15 protein-coding genes are annotated in these 16,241 nt (G+C 31.6%); 8 read left to right on the top strand and 7 right to left on the bottom strand.

Annotation, left to right across the window (positions count from 1 at the left end):
• Window positions 1–12 precede the first annotated feature (12 nt).
• The 3 genes from argH (at window position 13) to ACNC7R_RS11970 (ending at window position 3,617) form a co-directional block, all read left to right on the top strand.
• Complete coding sequence (gene argH / locus ACNC7R_RS11980; protein ID WP_417941314.1) at window positions 13–1,293, top strand: argininosuccinate lyase; 1,281 nt, start codon at window positions 13–15, stop codon at window positions 1,291–1,293.
• Between the two features lie 144 nt (window positions 1,294–1,437).
• On the top strand, window positions 1,438–2,439 hold the full coding sequence (locus ACNC7R_RS11975; RefSeq protein WP_417941313.1) for a DUF2157 domain-containing protein: 1,002 nt from the start codon (window positions 1,438–1,440) through the stop codon (window positions 2,437–2,439).
• Window positions 2,439–3,617, top strand: coding sequence for a hypothetical protein (locus tag ACNC7R_RS11970; RefSeq protein WP_417941312.1), 1,179 nt, complete (start codon window positions 2,439–2,441; stop codon window positions 3,615–3,617). Before ACNC7R_RS11975 ends, ACNC7R_RS11970 begins: the two co-directional genes overlap by 1 nt.
• Window positions 3,618–3,702: 85 nt before the next feature.
• Here ACNC7R_RS11970 and ACNC7R_RS11965 read toward each other — a convergent pair whose 3' ends face one another.
• The 4 genes from ACNC7R_RS11965 to ACNC7R_RS11950 all read right to left on the bottom strand — a co-directional run bounded on the left by ACNC7R_RS11965 (window position 3,703) and on the right by ACNC7R_RS11950 (window position 8,103).
• Entirely contained in the window at window positions 3,703–5,082 is a 1,380-nt protein-coding gene (locus ACNC7R_RS11965) for a T9SS type A sorting domain-containing protein (RefSeq protein WP_417941311.1), read from the bottom strand.
• A 100-nt stretch (window positions 5,083–5,182) separates the two neighbouring features.
• Window positions 5,183–6,346, bottom strand: a complete 1,164-nt coding sequence (locus tag ACNC7R_RS11960) for an IS4 family transposase (RefSeq protein WP_417939790.1) — start codon at window positions 6,344–6,346, stop codon at window positions 5,183–5,185.
• Between the two features lie 438 nt (window positions 6,347–6,784).
• On the bottom strand, window positions 6,785–7,573 hold the full coding sequence (locus tag ACNC7R_RS11955) for an anti-sigma factor domain-containing protein (protein WP_417941310.1): 789 nt from the start codon (window positions 7,571–7,573) through the stop codon (window positions 6,785–6,787).
• Complete coding sequence (locus ACNC7R_RS11950) at window positions 7,573–8,103, bottom strand: RNA polymerase sigma factor (protein WP_417941309.1); 531 nt, start codon at window positions 8,101–8,103, stop codon at window positions 7,573–7,575. The genes ACNC7R_RS11955 and ACNC7R_RS11950 overlap by 1 nt, the downstream gene beginning before the upstream one ends.
• A 726-nt stretch (window positions 8,104–8,829) precedes the next feature.
• Between ACNC7R_RS11950 and ACNC7R_RS11945 the strand changes: the two genes are divergently transcribed.
• The gene (locus ACNC7R_RS11945) at window positions 8,830–9,414 is read left to right on the top strand and encodes a glutathione peroxidase (protein WP_417941308.1); all 585 of its coding nucleotides are present in this window, start codon (window positions 8,830–8,832) and stop codon (window positions 9,412–9,414) included.
• Between the two features lie 48 nt (window positions 9,415–9,462).
• Here the strand turns inward: ACNC7R_RS11945 and ACNC7R_RS11940 are convergent, their stop codons facing one another.
• Window positions 9,463–10,410 (bottom strand): tRNA dihydrouridine synthase, encoded by a 948-nt coding sequence (locus ACNC7R_RS11940; RefSeq protein ID WP_417941307.1) that lies wholly within the window; start codon window positions 10,408–10,410, stop codon window positions 9,463–9,465.
• Between the two features lie 50 nt (window positions 10,411–10,460).
• Window positions 10,461–10,958, bottom strand: coding sequence for a GNAT family N-acetyltransferase (locus tag ACNC7R_RS11935; protein WP_417941306.1), 498 nt, complete (start codon window positions 10,956–10,958; stop codon window positions 10,461–10,463).
• A gap of 182 nt (window positions 10,959–11,140) precedes the next feature.
• On the opposite strand from ACNC7R_RS11935, the gene menD reads away from it, so the two are divergent.
• Together menD and ACNC7R_RS11925 are read left to right on the top strand one after the other, a co-directional pair.
• A complete protein-coding gene (gene menD, locus ACNC7R_RS11930; RefSeq protein ID WP_417941305.1) occupies window positions 11,141–12,802 on the top strand; it encodes a 2-succinyl-5-enolpyruvyl-6-hydroxy-3-cyclohexene-1-carboxylic-acid synthase in 1,662 nt (553 codons plus the stop codon).
• A gap of 118 nt (window positions 12,803–12,920) precedes the next feature.
• The gene (locus ACNC7R_RS11925) at window positions 12,921–13,775 is read left to right on the top strand and encodes a S1 RNA-binding domain-containing protein (RefSeq protein WP_417941304.1); all 855 of its coding nucleotides are present in this window, start codon (window positions 12,921–12,923) and stop codon (window positions 13,773–13,775) included.
• Between the two features lie 50 nt (window positions 13,776–13,825).
• On the opposite strand, the gene ACNC7R_RS11920 is transcribed toward ACNC7R_RS11925, so the two are convergent.
• Window positions 13,826–14,698 (bottom strand): lysophospholipid acyltransferase family protein, encoded by an 873-nt coding sequence (locus tag ACNC7R_RS11920; RefSeq protein WP_417941303.1) that lies wholly within the window; start codon window positions 14,696–14,698, stop codon window positions 13,826–13,828.
• Window positions 14,699–14,809: 111 nt separating this feature from the next.
• Between ACNC7R_RS11920 and ACNC7R_RS11915 the strand changes: the two genes are divergently transcribed.
• Both ACNC7R_RS11915 and ACNC7R_RS11910 read left to right on the top strand, forming a co-directional pair.
• A complete protein-coding gene (locus ACNC7R_RS11915) occupies window positions 14,810–15,448 on the top strand; it encodes a rhomboid family intramembrane serine protease (protein ID WP_417941302.1) in 639 nt (212 codons plus the stop codon).
• A gap of 52 nt (window positions 15,449–15,500) precedes the next feature.
• On the top strand, window positions 15,501–16,190 hold the full coding sequence (locus ACNC7R_RS11910; RefSeq protein ID WP_417941301.1) for an SIMPL domain-containing protein: 690 nt from the start codon (window positions 15,501–15,503) through the stop codon (window positions 16,188–16,190).
• The last annotated feature ends 51 nt before the right edge of the window (window positions 16,191–16,241 follow it).

Genomic DNA, 16,241 nt, shown 5'->3' with positions numbered 1-16,241 from the left:
AAATTCTAAGTTATGAAACTTTGGGAAAAAGGAATACCAACAGATAAAAAAATCGAACAATTCACAGTTGGAAACGATCGTGAACTGGATTTGGTTTTAGCAAAATACGATGCTTTAGGTTCAATTGCACACGCCAAAATGTTGGGTAAGATTGGTTTATTAACCGTCGAGGAAACAACATCTTTAGTTGATGCTTTAAACGAAATCATCGCAGATATCGTAGTAGGTAATTTCGAAATCGAAGACAGTTTTGAAGATGTACATTCTAAAATCGAATATCTGTTAACCGTAAAACTTGGCGATGCAGGAAAGAAAATCCACACCGCTCGTTCCCGTAACGATCAGGTTTTGGTAGATGTTCATTTGTATTTAAAAGACGAATTAAAAGCAATAAAAGAGCAGGTGAAAACACTTTTTGACTTGTTGATGGAATCTGCAGAAAAATATCAAAATATATTATTGCCAGGTTACACGCACTTGCAAATCGCAATGCCATCGTCATTCGGAATGTGGTTTTCAGCTTATGCAGAAAGTTTGATTGATGACATTACGATGCTGAACGCTGCTTCAAAAATTGTAGATCAGAATCCGTTAGGATCTGCAGCAGGTTACGGAAGTTCATTTCCAATCAACAGAACGTTTACAACGCAGGAATTAGGTTTTGAAACTTTAAAATACAATGCTGTAGCTGCACAAATGAGCCGTGGAAAAGCAGAGAAAACAGTTGCTTTTGCCATGACAAGCGTTGCAGGAACGTTATCAAAATTCGCAATGGACGTTTGTTTGTATATGAGCCAGAATTTTGATTTTATTGGTCTTCCTGCCCATCTTACAACAGGTTCGAGCATCATGCCTCACAAGAAAAATCCGGATGTTTTTGAATTAATCAGAGGGAAATGCAACAAGATTCAGGCGCTTCCATATGAGATCACTTTAATCACCAATAATCTACCAAGCGGGTATCACAGAGATTTACAGCTTTTAAAAGAAGGCTTGTTTCCTGCAATTCAAAATCTGAAAGCTTGTTTAGATATTGCAATATTTTCAATTAAAGATATTACGGTTAAAGAAGGTATTTTAGAAGATAAAAAGTACGATTATCTGTTTACGGTAGATACTTTAAACGAAATGGTTGTTGACGGAATGCCGTTTAGAGATGCTTACAAAGCTGTTGCAGAACAATTAGAAGCAGGAACATACAAATCTCCAAAAGAAACCAAACACACGCATGAAGGAAGTATTAACAATTTATGCCTTGATGCGATAAAAAATAAAATGGAAGCAGCTTTTTAAGCGCTTTAATTCTCTATTTAAAAACCGGTTTGTTGATTTACAGCAAATCGGTTTTTTTATTTCTATAAAATAAAGTATTTCTTCTTTAAGAAAATTCGACCTAATTCTCTAAATTTGAGAATTGATCATTTTTAAAATAAAAACATGACGCAATTTGACAGGCAGGCTACTCAGCAACTTTATGATAAAAATTTAATTACTGAAAATCAGTTTGAAGAAATAAAAGAATATCGAAGCAGAAATATATTTTCGCTTAGTGTAGAATTAAAATTACTGCTTTCGATTTCGGTATTAATGTTCACTTCAGGAATTGGAATCCTAATTTATGATAACATTGATAGTGTGGGGCATATAGCTTTACTATCTATTTTGTTTGCGCTTACCTGCGGTTGTTTTTACTATTGTTTTAAAAATTCAATTGGCTTTCAAAGAGCAGAATCTAAATCAGAAAGTCCGTTTCTTGAATATGTGGTTTTAACTGCCAATGTTTTAACCTGTATTTTTGTTGGATATCTTCAGTTTCAATATAAAGCTTTTGGTACACATTACGGTTTGGCTACTTTGGTTCCAACTATCGTCAGTTTTGTATGTGCATATTATTTCGATAATAAAAGTGTTTTGACAATTGCAGTAACAGGTTTAGCTGCGTATGTAGGACTTACAGTAACGCCTCAGGAACTTTTTAATGGTAATAATGATTTTTATGCCAATCAAAGTTTAAGTTATTCAGCTATTTTGCTGAGCTTTTTACTGATTTTATGGACGTTGTATAGTTTTAAAATTAAGCTCAAAACCCATTTTACCTTAGTTTATCTCACGTTTGCTCTGCATTTAATTAGCGTAGCTTCTATAAGCAACATGTATGATGATTATGACTTAGGCTGGATTTTTTTCAGTATCATTTTAGCAGTTTCATCATACTATTTTTATAAAGTAAGTTATCAGCTTAAAGCGATGTCATTGTATGTTTTTATGATTATTTATGCCTACATAGGAGGCAATATTTTTCTTTTTAACCTATTTAAACATGTTGATTTTGATGATATTTGGATAATATTTATTTTATTATTACCTGCCTATTTTATTGGCTCGATAGTTATGTTTATAAATTTGATCAAAAAGTTTAACAAAGAAACAGCCGAATAATGATAGCACACGATAAAAAATTATTAAACAATTTATTCTTAACAGAAGAAGCAGATTCTCTTAAAGATGGAGGGTTTATCAGTAAAGAACAAAAGAAGATTATTAGAAATGAACTGCCTTCTTTTAAAATTCAAAATAATATTTTAGTCCGATTAGGATTCTTTCTGCTGGGGACATTTCTGTATTCATCTATTTGTGGAGTTTTCTCTATGGTTGTACTATCCAGTGGTTCTGATAATACTTTTTTTAAGATTTGCTGTTTCCTTTTTGCAGGAATTGGTATCACTGGTGCTGAATTTTTAGCTGCAAACAAATATTATAGACACGGATTAGATGATGCTTTTATTTTAGGAATAATACTTAATGCAGGATGTGCGGGTATTATCCTTACTGAGGATTATTATTCAGGACTTACAACGGCTATTGTAGTTGCTGTAGTTTCTTTTTTGACTTACAGAAGATATTTACATTTATTATCCGTTCTTGTTTTCTGTATGGCTTCTTCAGCTGTTTTATTTTTCGGAATGTTTGAAATCGGAGCTGTTGGTAAAACAATTTTACCGTTTGCTGCAATGTTAGTTTCAGTAGGTTTTTATTTTTTTTCCAGAAACAGAATTAAAAAATTAAAAGAAACCTATTATTATAACGGACTTTTATTAGCCAATAGTTTTTGTTTGATTTTGTTCTATCTTTCTTGTAATTATTTGGTTGTGAGAGAACTTTCGGCAGAACTTTTGGGAGTTGACGTTAAACCTGGTCAGGATATTCCATTTTCGTATTTCTTTTATGCATTCACTTTTATAGTGCCGGCTGTTTATTTGTTTCGGGCTTTAAAAACGAAAGACAGAATAATGTTGTGGATTAGTTTTTTAGCGATTGGTTTTTCAATATATACCATTCGGTTTTATTATTCGGTTTTGCCAATTGAAATTGCACTTACACTTGGAGGTCTTGTATTGTTTGTAACAGCTTATTTTTCAATTAAAGCTTTAAAAGATAAAGAAAGCGGATTAACATTTAGACCTGACAGAATAAATCATTTAGACAATTTCTTAAATGCCGAAGCATTAGTTATTGCTTCTACAGTTGGAATAAAACGGGAAGTCAAACCATCTGAATCACCCATGGAATTTGGTGGCGGTGATTTTAGTGGTGGGGGATCTGGTGGGAGCTTTTAATAAATTTTATCGTAAAATGATAAAAAAAACAGCAGTACTTAAGTTTACTGCTGTTTTAATTATATGATTTTTTTTTAGAATTATATTATCCTTTTAAAATCTTAAAAGTTTTAACTCTGTTGTCAATTTGAACTTTACAGATATAAACTCCTCTGGTAATGTTTGCAATGTTTAATTCTAATTTCTCGTTAACAGCAACATTTTTTGAGGTTGTATAAACTTTTGAACCATTTGGAGAAAAAATTTCTACAACTGCTTTACCATTCTCAATACTTGAAAACTCAATGTTTAAAACATTGTCAATTACGGTTGGATAATATTTGATTTCTAAGTTAGCCACATTATCATTTAAACCTAATGTATTAGGGCAACTTGTAGAAATCACACCATCAGCAGTGACTTGTAATGTGGCTCCTGCTCCGCAACTTGAATTTGTTAGATAGGTAGCAACATCTCCAATAGGAAGTACGGTATATGAATATGAAGGCTTTGAAACCGTACCAGAATTTAATCCTGTTACAGCTGTTGAACCTGAACCTTTAACACAATTATCAAATGCAACGCCAACTGTTCCGCCGTCAGTTGAAATATAATCTTTATAAACAGTTCCAACAGAAGCAAAATTAGATTTTTCTACATAACAAGTTGTATTGTTATTTCCTCCGCCTAATCCTATTGCTAAAGATCCAGAAACTGAAGTATTATAATAACAGTTTAGGATATGTAATTCAGCATTTCTTGCTCTTGGCATTCTTTCTTTGCAACCATCTGCCCAATAACAATTTTTAAAAGTAATACTATAATGGCCATCTGTATTGACATCTTTTTTATCTGATCCAATTAAATTTGAAAAGCGATGGTCATTAGTGAAATTTGTTTCATTTCTTGGTGTGGGAGTTTTTAAATAATAAAATTTGCACCATGATATGGTTATATTATCTGCTGAGCCTTTATTGTCAAAATTTCCATCTATTCCATCCAGAAATTCACAATGATCTACCCAAACGTTAGTTCCTTCATTAGTCAAACTATCCTCACCATCTACATCATATGCGCCTGGTCCTTGAAATATAAGATTTCGGATGATTATATTATCTGAGGCCTTTTGTATATAAAGGATTCCAGAAGTAGCTTTTGAACCTGCGACATCACCTGGTGTAATTTGAAGATTTCTAAGTCTTGCTCCGGGTAATCCTATAATGGTTTTGTTACTAAGTGTAACTTTGAATAGTTTAGGGAAATCAATAATTCCAGAAACCAAAATAACAGAAGTTGCAGTAGTATTAGAACTAAGAGCTGCTGTTAATTGATCGTAAGTCGTTACTGTTACTGTATTAGCAGCAGTTGGCGTTCCACCTCCAGTTGCTGCCGCACCAAAACCTTCAGGTGCAGACATGTAGTAATTCTGAGCAAAAATAGTAGAAAAGCTAAGTAGAAAAAAAAGTAGGGGTAATGCTTTTTTCATTTTAAAAAAATTAAGTTTCTAAATTTGGTTTAATATCGTAAGTGGTTAATGTAATCGATTGCACAAATTTAATTCAATAAATTTTATCACTAGTGTCCACTTAAAATAAGTTAAAAACCAACTGGTTAGTATTATGTTCATTGATATTATTGTAATCTGATTTCATAAGTAGTTCATTTATAGATGTTTTATCGAGTAATGATGCGGATAAAATTTGTAGAATTTCGTAGGTTGAGCGATTGATTTTTAAATCTTTTGCTATTATAGAGACCAAGCAGTAAGTCACAATTGCTACATTAATTTGAATACGAACAGCATTTTCTGTTGTTCCCCAAAAGGTCTTAACTTTTAGGTGCTGTTTTATCCATTTAAAGAACAATTCTACTTGCCATCTTTGTTTGTAGAGTAGTGCAATATCTTGAGCTGATAATTCAAAATTATTGGTCAAAAAGACTAACATTTTTTTATTTTCAGTATCGAAAAATTTTACTTTTCGTATCTTTTCTGGATAATGTTTTGAGGTATAAAAACCTTCTATTTTACCGATTTGGTCATATTTAATTCCAGTGGTTTTATCAATTTTTGAAGAATACATTCTTTTAAATTTCACGTTAGATTTTGCTCTAACTACAAAATAAGCATTAGCTTTTGTAATTCGAAAAAGTCGATCATAATCAACATAAGCACGGTCAAAAATATAATAAGCAAATGGTTCATAATCTATTACATCCATTGCCTTAACATCGTGTACATTTGCTTCTGTAATGTGAATAAATACCGGGATTTGCGTGTTAATATCAAAGAGAGTGTGCAATTTTATCCCTGCTTTAGTTTTTCGAAAGTGAGCCCAGCAAAATACATTCAAGCATAGATCAATTGTTGAAGAATCAAAAGCATAAATATTGCCTTTTATTTCAAAGGTATCATTGCTTTTTTTATCTTGGGCAATCAATATTAAATGATTGGCAAACTCTTCAAATATTTTATAATTACGATTTTCATTAGCTTTGGATAAATTACTACGAGTTACATTTTTGCCAAATCCTAAATGATATGATTTTGATTGATGTGCTTCTATAACAATTATCAAATCCCTTAAACTTTCTCTTGCTGAAAGTTGACCAAAAAGCATACATAATAATTGATTCCAACAAGTAAAATGTTTGACCGATTTATTGCCAGAATATTTACTAGTTAACCTGTCAAAAACACGTTGAGGAAGAAATTCAATCAGTTGAGAAAAGACATATTTACCGTGATTCATATTCGTAATATTGATTTACGAACATAATAATCATTTCAAATCGTCACGCTCTAAAATGACTCTTAAAATACAGATTTACAATAATTTCAAAGAACTTATTTTAATTTTTAGTGGACACTAGTGAAATTTTATTATAAATATTTTTATGAAATAATTATTATTATCTTATGTGTTTTTGAATTAATTAGTGATTATCATGAATATTTATAAGAATAAATTAATTTAAAATGTACTTTTTTTTAAAATGCTGTTAATATTAAACAAAATGTTAATTAGAGAAAATGGAACTTTAAGTTTTTTAAACACTGTAGCAAATTTGATTAATTGAAAGAAAATACAATCTGATGAATCTAATTTTGTAAAGTGGGAAATATCACCTAATAAAAAATCCCCAAATTTGAATTTGAGGATTAATTAAAAAGCAGCTCTTTTCTAAAATTAAACTTTTCCTAAAGTATATAATTGTTCCATTGTCGGAGACGGACTACCACCTTCAGGTTCCAGCGTAATACCGAAGGCTTCTGCATAAACAGTTTCGTGTACAGCAAATATTTTATGATCGTTATTGTCAAAATTGCTTAATAAACCTATACTTGTAGGTGTTAGGGCAGGACTCAATTTAAGTGCCCAAACCTGATACACTTTTCCTTTTGGTGGTTTTGGAAGTCCAGCGGCGTCGACATAGGTTGTTTTGGTATCTTTATTCCAATATATTTTTGCAAAAGAGGTTGGAGAAACAGCCTGACCTCCTAATGTTACACCTGTGTTTTTAATATCTCTTACAATGGTTAAACTTCTTTCTGTTTCTTTATTTTGTTTCTCTAAATAAGCAAAATCTCTTTCAATTTTGTTTTTTTCTTTGCCGACAGTTGTAATAATATCTTTTGTTTTTGTCAGTTCTAAAGTCTGATACCCCAAACCTAACAATAATAATACTGCTGCAGCCCAGCCAATATACTGTGTTCGGTTAGCTATTGGCTTCATTTCGACTATTTTGCCGTGTTTCAGTTCTAGTTGGGTTTTTATTTTTTCAAAATTCGCTACCGAATGAAAAGGAGAAAAACTCGATGATAAAGCAACAATAGCTTTTTCTATTGAAATAATTTCGTTCTCAACTTCAGGATTGTTTTTTGCCATTTCGGCTATTTCCAGATTTTCAGTTTCGGTTAATAAACCATAAACATAAAGTTCCAGAATTCCTGATTCTATATATTCTTTTGCTTCCATTATATTTTTAGATAATTGCGTAAATCATTAATACAGTTTCTGTTTTGTGTTTTGACAGTTCCTAATGGCATTGCCAATTCTTCTGACGCTTCTTGTTGCGTATATCCTTTAAAGAATAACAAATCAATAATCTCAATACACTTAGGTTTTAATTTTTTCACAAATTCCTGAATTCCAATGATATCAATTTTATTATTGGTTTTATTATTGTCGTCTAACAGATGTACGAAATTATCTGAGGAAAGGTTTTTTTGAGAATTATTAAAACTTTTAGACCTGAGTTTATCGATAGAAGTATTTCGGGCAATATTAAGAATCCAGGTATAAAAACGTCCTTTTCCTTCATTATAAGAATCTATGTTTTTCCAGATTTTTACGAAAACTTCCTGTAAAACATCTTCGGCTTCTTCTCTATTTTTTACTAAGACATTAATTACAGAAAACAAACTTTTGGAGTACATGTCATACAAGTGGGTAAAAGCTCTTTCGTCTTTCTTGTAGATTAAAACTAATAATTCTTCCTGACTCATATATTTAGATTTGACTTTTAATAAATTTAAATTACTTTTTTGGGTATCTTAGGATAAAGATAATTTATTTTTTTAACCTTCCAAATCTCAGTAAAATAAGAGATTATGAAAAAAGGTAATTTTTTTCAGCTTTTTTGAAACCATAGATAGTCATCTTACGTATGTGCTATTATAACATAAAACTTAAATATTTATATTTTAATAGCAAAAGAATAGGAGTTTAAAAAAAATAATCTTTTGAAGAGTTAATGAATAAAAGGTAATATTTTTTTAAACAAAAGAAATTTCTTATATAATGTAATAATTGACGGTTTTTGACTTCTATACAAAAATATAATAATAGCCCTTTGAATGAAATTATTCAAAAACATCAGTTTGAGTGTTTTTTGTGTAGAGAAGCGAAACAAAATAAAGGGGTTTGTTTGAACATGAATACTAATAAAAGGAATAAAAATACCGGGTACGATCGAGAGCAGTTCGGTTTATTTACTAATGACCGGCACTGTTCACTCTTCCGGTAATTAAAGTAGTCTTCATAAAAATTTGAGAAAATTACTTTTAAAAAGTAGATAATTTAAAGATAGATGGTTTGATTTGTTTGTGAGTAGAAGCCTAACGCCTGATTAACGTTAGGCTTCACTTTTTATTTAACTTTTATTTAAAAAAATAAACTTTTGATATCCTTAATTTTAGCCAGAATTAAGTAATTTTATAAAAAAATAAGTGATGAATAAAATAGCATTTTTAGTTTTTAGTGCCATCTTTTTAATGACAGCACAAATTCAGGCTCAGACAAGTATCAAAAAATCTAACACAGAAAAAGTTATGGGAAAACAAACCATTTATCAATTTAAAGTACAGGATTTATCGGGTGATACTTTTGATTTTTCTTCTTTGAAAGGAAAAAAAATCATGATTGTAAACACAGCTTCAAAATGTGGATTAACACCTCAGTATAAAGAATTAGAAGCTTTGTATAAAGAATATCAATCTAAAGGTTTTGTAATTGTGGGTTTTCCGGCAAATAATTTTGCTTCTCAGGAACCAGGAACAAATAAGGAAATAGCTGCTTTTTGCCAGCAAAATTATGGCGTAACTTTTCCAATGATGGATAAAGTTTCCGTAAATGGGGACGATATGTGTGAAGTTTATAAGTTTCTTACCCAAAAGTCAAAAAACGGTCTTCAGGATTCTCAAGTAGAGTGGAATTTTCAAAAGTATTTAATTAATGAAAAAGGAGAACTGGTTAAAGTTATAAAACCAAGGACATTGCCTACTGATCCAGAAATTGTGAACTGGATTAAAGGATAATTAAAAGAAACAATAATTTGAAATGAGATTTTTAGAAAACTGAAAATCTCATTTTTCATTTTTGAAAATCGATGCAACTGCCGCTTCGTAATTGCGAATGCTTTTTGCTTTTTTTATGAGTTTTAGTACTTTATGCGGATTTGAAAATGTTTCTGCAAAGTATTCCCATAAGTGATACATCTTCAGTAAAATATGTGTTTGTCCTGATAAAGATTCACTATAAATAGCATATAAAGTATTATGAAACTCGCTGAATAATTCCATTTTGTTTTTAGGATATTCAAAAGTGTTGTTTTTTATCATAGCTGGCAAAAAAGGATCAGAAATTAAGCCTCGTCCAATCATCCAGTGATCTATGAATGGAAAACGTTCCTGCATTTCATGAAATTTTGCTACCGAAGTAATATCTCCATTATAATACAACTTATGCTTTGTATTGTCGAGACATTGCTGAAATGCATCTAGGTGTACACCGCCTTTGTATAATTGTTTGCCAATACGGGCATGAATAGCAATATTTTTAATAGGATAGGTATCCAAAATGGGTAAAACATCCAGAATTTCTTCGGGAGTCTCATATCCCAGACGCATTTTCATAGATACAATAATATCGGTTTCAGCATGTGCTCTTTCCAGAATATGATTTATTTGGCTGGTGTTTTTAATCAGACCAGAACCCATTCCAGATTTGGTAACCATTGGGTAAGGGCATCCTAAATTCCAGTTTAATTCTTTATAACCTAATTCCCTGACATATTTAGCCACAAATAAAAACTCATCTGCATCATTTGTTATTACCTGTGGAATTACCTCCAAACCAATATTATTTTCAGGAAGTAAATCTCTTTCATAAGATGATTTTACAACCAATTTTCCATTCAGACGAATGTAAGGAGCATAAAAGGTATCAATTCCACCAAAAATTTTGTTTTGCGCATTTCTAAAACGAAAATCGGTAAATCCTTGTAAAGGTGAGGAAAGCAGGGTAAAGTTCATAATATTAAAATGCAAATATAGAATTCTTATACTATATAAAATGGATATATTTATTTCAAAATTAATTGCATGAATACCAGATCAAGCCAATGATCAAATTTGTAACCAACTTCACGAATTGTTCCAGTGGCAACAAATCCAAATTTTTCATGAAAAGAAATACTTCCTGCGTTATCAGCGTCAATGGCACCAATCATAACGTGGTATCCTTGTTCTTTTGCCAAACGAATCAATTCTGTTAATAATTTTGATCCAATCCCTTTTCCAATCACATGGTCAACTACATAAACAGAATGTTCAACGGTATATTGATAACCAACTTTTTCTCGGAATTGTCCATAACTGCCAAAACCTACAACTTCGTTATCCAAATCGGCAACAATCACAGGAAGATTTTTAAATTTTTTATCTTCGAACCATTTTTTCTGAGCCTCTAAGTCCTGAATTTCATAACTATAATTTGCTGTTGTATGTAAAATAGAATGATTTACAATGTTAAGGATTTTGTCTAAATCAGTTAAAGTAGCTTGTCTTAAGATTACGTTCATAATAATGTGAAAGTTATAAAGAAGTTCCGAAAAATACGGTTCTGCAAAGATATTGTCTTTTTTTCAAGCAATCTTAATATCTTTCTATTTATGAATTAAATCAAGAACGAAGTTTGTAACTTTGTGTTCGGAAAAGGAAAGTTTCAGGAGTGAATTTTCTTTAAAAATAATAAAGCATTGGAATGATTTACCCCAAAATACCGCTTGCACAAAGCATTATAGAAATTTGTTCAGCAAAAGGAATTCATAATATTATAATTTCTCCGGGATCAAGAAATGCCCCTTTGACAATTGGTTTCGCCCAAAACCCTAATTTTAAATGTTATAGTATTGTAGATGAGCGTTGTGCTGCATTTTTTGCTTTGGGAATTGCCCAACAAACAAAAAAGCCAACAGCAATTGTGTGCACATCGGGATCAGCATTATTAAATTATTATCCTGCTATAGCCGAAGCATTTTACAGTCAGATTCCGTTACTTGTAATTTCTGCAGATCGGCCTCAGAATAAGATTGATATTGGAGACGGACAAACGATTCGTCAGCAAAATGTTTTCCAGAATCATTCGGTTTACAATGCTAATTTAACCGAACAAGCTTCTGAAGAAAATGATCTGAAAATAAATAGAGCCATAGAAACCGCTATTCTGCAAAAAGGACCTGTTCATATCAATGCACCTTTTGAGGAACCTTTATATGAAACGACAGATATCCTTTCTGTCAGTCCAAAAATTATTGGTTTAGAAAGAATTACCGAAACAAAATCAATTAAAAATATTAAAGAAATTGTTTCTGTATGGAATTCAGCTAAACGTAAACTCATTTTAGTAGGTGTAAATGAAGCAGCATCAATCGATAAAGAAATTATAGAAAGCCTTGCAAAAGATCAGTCTGTTGTGGTACTTACAGAAACGACTTCTAATTTGCATCACCCTGATTTTATTAATAGTATTGATACTTTGATTACACCTTTTGACGATGCTGATTTTAAAGAATTTGAGCCAGAAATATTAGTGACTTTTGGCGGAATGGTAGTGTCAAAACGGATTAAAGCATTTTTACGAAAATATAAACCACTGAATCACTGGCATATTGATACTTTACGTGCTTATGATACCTTTAATGCATTAACAGAACATTTTGAAATGAAGCCTAATGATTTCTTCAAGGATTTGTTTTCTAAAACTGTTTTTACAGAAAGTAATTATTTCGAGCAAATTAATAATGTTTATCAGTTGCGAAAAATTAAAAGGCAAAAATATTTAGAAAAAATACTATTTTCAGATTTTAAAGTATTTGAGAAAGTAATAGGATCGCTGCCTAAAAACAGTCATTTACAGATAAGTAACAGTTCGGCTATTCGATATGCACAATTAATTGATATTGATTCTTCTATTGAGGTTTTTTGTAACAGAGGTACAAGTGGCATCGATGGGAGTACATCCACAGCAATTGGCGCTGCTGTTGGGTGTCTAATACAAACCGTTTTTATTACCGGAGATATTAGTTTCTTATATGACAGTAACGCTTTGTGGAACTCTTATATTCCTAAAAATTTTAAAATTATTCTGATTAATAATGGAGGAGGAGGAATCTTCAGGATTTTGCCGGGTCATGAAGAAAAACCTGTTTTTAATACTTATTTTGAAACTTCGCACCATCTAACAGCAGAGCATCTGGCAAAAATGTATCAAATGAATTATTTTACAGCAACTGATACAGATTCTTTAGAGAAAAGCATTGCATCTTTTTATGCAAACAATGATCTTCCGGCTATTTTAGAAATATTTACACCAACTGCTGAAAATGATGTTGTTTTGAAGCAATATTTTAAAGAGTTGATTTAAAAATTAAGAGCGTCATTTAGGCGCTTTTTTTATATAAATATTTTTTCGCTGTACCATTTTCAAACTTCGTACATTTGCACTTTAAAAACTTGGCTTTAGAGCTTAGAACTTCAAGAATATGATTGAAATAGGAAAATACAATACACTTACCATACTTCGTGATACAAAAGTGGGTTTATTTTTAGGAAATCCTGAAAAAGACCCGGAAGGAATTCATGATATATTATTACCCAATAAATACGTTCCTAATGAATTTGAAATAGGCGAAGAGCTTGTTGTTTTTGTTTATTTGGACCATGAACAGCGTCCGGTTGCGACAACACTTGAACCATATATTTTACTGAATGAATTTGCTCTTTTACGAGTAAATTATATCAATCAGGTTGGTGCATTTATGGACTGGGGAATGGAGAAAGATATTCTCGTTCCGTTTAAGGAGCAGGCACGTCCGATGGAAAAAGGAAAACGTTATCTTGTTTACCTTTACATGGACGAGAAGACAAAACGTTTAGTAGCATCAAGCAAAACCAACCAGTTTTTGAGTAATGAAAATTTAACGGTTGAAAAAGGCGAAGAGGTTGATTTAATTGTTTCGCATATTACAGAAATAGGAATTAACGTTATTATCAACGAACAACATAAAGGATTACTTTATAAAGATGAAGTTTACGATGATTCAATAAGGACAGGTGACAGAATGCGGGGGTACATCAAAAATATTCGTCCGGATAACAAAATAGATGTAACATTACAAATTCAAGGGTATAAAAGTATTGAGCCTAATGCAGAGAAAATTTTAGATGAATTAAGAGCTAACCGCGGTTTTTTACGTTTAAATGATAATTCGCATCCGGAAGATATCAAGACAGTTTTAAAAATGAGTAAAAAAACCTTCAAAAAAGCAATAGGAGCTTTGTATAAAGAAAAACTCATCGAAATAAAAGAGGACGGTATTTATCTGGTAAAAGAATAAAATTGATTCGCAAAAAAAAGCTCAAAAGTCAGGTAACTTTTGAGCTTTTTTTAATTTTTTCTGTGTTTCCACCTTTTGTGCGTCCACAAATAATATTCAGGCGCTTCGTAAATTTGTTTCTCCAATTGCTTTATATACATTTCTGTAATTTTGAAATCTTCATAATCTTTCGGATTATCGGCAAGAGTAAGGAAAGTAGCTTCATAGTACCCTCTTTTTACTTTTTTAACTTTTACCATTATAACGCTTAAATCGTATTTTTTCGCAAGCATTTCAGCACCGGTATGTACCGGAACTTCAATTCCCATAAAATCGTTCGAATGAAAGATACGGTCTAATTTAGGCGATTGATCACTCGCTAAACCATATAAGCTCAATTTTCCTTCACGCTGGTTTTGTGCCATCAGCGGAATCGCATTTTTGGTTGGAATCATTTCGCAATTGTATTTTGTACGGATTTTTCGAATCAATTTATCAAAATATGGATTAGCGAGTTTCTTATATACAGCAACACCCTGAAATCCAAGTTTAGGATTAATGGTTAAAAGCCATTCGTAGCTCGCATAATGTGAAGCTACTAATATCACGCTTTTCCCTTTTTTGGCATAATCTAATATAAGATCGATGTTAGTGACATGAAATCTTTTTTCCATTTCCTCGGGCGAAATACTCATAGTTTTAATCATTTCTAAAAACATGTCGCACATATGCTGATAAAACTTCTTTTCAATCTTTTTTCTTTCAGCATCGTTCAAATGAGGTAAGGCAAGTGCGAGATTAGTACGGACTACTTTTTTGCGGTAGCCAATAATATAATACACCAGAAAATAAACACAATCTGAAAACCAGTAAAATATTCTGAATGGAAGTATGGAAATAAGCCACAGTAAGGGATAGGCTAAGATATAAATGAGAAACTGCATCTAATTTTTTTTCACAAAGATAAAATAAAAAAAATTTTAGCCTTAAAATTTAGTAAATCTCTAACCTTTCCTGAGAATGCTTATCTTTACAATTCACAATAATTATTATTTATGAATACCATTTTGATAGGAATTATCATTGCCAATGTTTTGATTAGTTATAAAGGGTTTAACGATATTTATTTTTTTAGGAAGTACGAATTTCATGTAGGAAGCATCAGATCGGGCGAACAAATCAGGATGATTTCATCTGGTTTTTTGCATGTCGATATGATGCACCTGGCTTTTAATATGCTGACACTTTGGTTTTTTGCCCCAGTAGTTTTAAACTGGCTTGGTACTTTTTCTTTTGTTTTAGTTTATTTTGGAAGTTTAATTTTTGGGAGTCTCCTTACGATGATTTTTCATAAAAATGATTATAGCTACAGGGCAGTAGGAGCATCCGGGGCTGTAACGGGAGTTTTGTATTCTGCTATTTTATTGCAGCCTGATATGATGCTGGGAATCTTTTTTGTAATTCCGATTCCGGCCTACCTTTTCGGAATTTTATACTTATTGTATTCTATATATGGGATGAGGGCTAAGAATGACAATATTGGACACACAGCACATTTTGGAGGTGCAGTAGGAGGTTATTTGATTACGCTTATAAAAGAGCCGTCATTGATGGCAGATCATAGTCTGATGACAATTTTACTCGCAATTCCTATTTTGATACTTTTTGTTATGGCGAAATTGGGGAAATTGTAATGCTGGCACAACTTTTGAAATGCCCTTATCAATAATTTTAAATATAACAAAAATGAAAAAACTAGTCTTATTTTTAACAATAATGTTTATGACCATGTCTTACGGCCAGGAAGCAAAACAAATTCCCCAAATCAATGTTAACGGAGAAGGAAAAGTAAAAATTGCTCCGGATCAGGTTTCGATATCTGTAACAGTTGAAACCAAAGGAAATAATGCTAAAGATGTCAAAAAACAAAATGATGAAAAGATTGATGCGGTTTTAAAATTCATCAAAAAAATGAATATTCCAACAGCTGATTTCAGAACAAAACAGGTTGCACTGAATCCACAGTACGATTATGAAAAAAAGAAAACAAACTACAATGCGGTTCAGACAGTAGAAATTCTGTTGAAAGATTTGTCTAAATATGATGAGTTAATGGAAGGACTGGTTCAGCAGGGGATTAATCGTATTGATAAAGTTTCTTTTGAATCGTCTAAATTAGCACAACATCAATCAGAAGCCCGAAAATTAGCGATGAAAGATGCTAAAGTAAAAGCAGAAGATTATGTTTCAGTTTTAGGACAAAAAGTAGGGAAGGCTTTTGTTATTTCTGATAATTCACAAATATATCAGCCACAGCCTATGTACGCTTCGATGAGAATGAAGGAATCTGCAGATTCCGTTGCATCAAATGAGACTATGGCAATTGGAGAAATTGAAATCACGGCCAATGTAAGTGTTAGTTTTATTCTGGATTAAATATTTATATCCGAACTTATTAAAAAAGCCAAATACCAAATCATATTGGTG

Origin of the sequence: Flavobacterium adiutor, from assembly GCF_048282555.1 — a bacterium.
Classification (GTDB): Bacteria; Bacteroidota; Bacteroidia; order Flavobacteriales; family Flavobacteriaceae; genus Flavobacterium.
Note: the sequence above shows the minus strand (reverse complement) of the source record. Positions and strands in the feature narration are given on the sequence as shown.

Excerpts from the sequence above, each read along its gene's own strand:
- ACNC7R_RS11950 (WP_417941309.1), bottom strand. The coding sequence starts at position 8,103 with ATGAGTCAGGAAGAATTATTAGTTTTAATCTACAAGAAAGACGAAAGA.
- ACNC7R_RS11940 (WP_417941307.1), bottom strand. The coding sequence starts at position 10,410 with ATGAACTTTACCCTGCTTTCCTCACCTTTACAAGGATTTACCGATTTT.
- ACNC7R_RS11945 (WP_417941308.1), top strand. The coding sequence starts at position 8,830 with ATGAATAAAATAGCATTTTTAGTTTTTAGTGCCATCTTTTTAATGACA.
- ACNC7R_RS11955 (WP_417941310.1), bottom strand. The coding sequence starts at position 7,573 with ATGGAAGCAAAAGAATATATAGAATCAGGAATTCTGGAACTTTATGTT.
- menD (WP_417941305.1), top strand. The coding sequence starts at position 11,141 with ATGATTTACCCCAAAATACCGCTTGCACAAAGCATTATAGAAATTTGT.
- ACNC7R_RS11975 (WP_417941313.1), top strand. The coding sequence starts at position 1,438 with ATGACGCAATTTGACAGGCAGGCTACTCAGCAACTTTATGATAAAAAT.
- ACNC7R_RS11970 (WP_417941312.1), top strand. The coding sequence starts at position 2,439 with ATGATAGCACACGATAAAAAATTATTAAACAATTTATTCTTAACAGAA.
- ACNC7R_RS11960 (WP_417939790.1), bottom strand. The coding sequence starts at position 6,346 with ATGAATCACGGTAAATATGTCTTTTCTCAACTGATTGAATTTCTTCCT.
- ACNC7R_RS11910 (WP_417941301.1), top strand. The coding sequence starts at position 15,501 with ATGAAAAAACTAGTCTTATTTTTAACAATAATGTTTATGACCATGTCT.
- ACNC7R_RS11965 (WP_417941311.1), bottom strand. The coding sequence starts at position 5,082 with ATGAAAAAAGCATTACCCCTACTTTTTTTTCTACTTAGCTTTTCTACT.
- ACNC7R_RS11920 (WP_417941303.1), bottom strand. The coding sequence starts at position 14,698 with ATGCAGTTTCTCATTTATATCTTAGCCTATCCCTTACTGTGGCTTATT.
- ACNC7R_RS11935 (WP_417941306.1), bottom strand. The coding sequence starts at position 10,958 with ATGAACGTAATCTTAAGACAAGCTACTTTAACTGATTTAGACAAAATC.
- argH (WP_417941314.1), top strand. The coding sequence starts at position 13 with ATGAAACTTTGGGAAAAAGGAATACCAACAGATAAAAAAATCGAACAA.
- ACNC7R_RS11915 (WP_417941302.1), top strand. The coding sequence starts at position 14,810 with ATGAATACCATTTTGATAGGAATTATCATTGCCAATGTTTTGATTAGT.
- ACNC7R_RS11925 (WP_417941304.1), top strand. The coding sequence starts at position 12,921 with ATGATTGAAATAGGAAAATACAATACACTTACCATACTTCGTGATACA.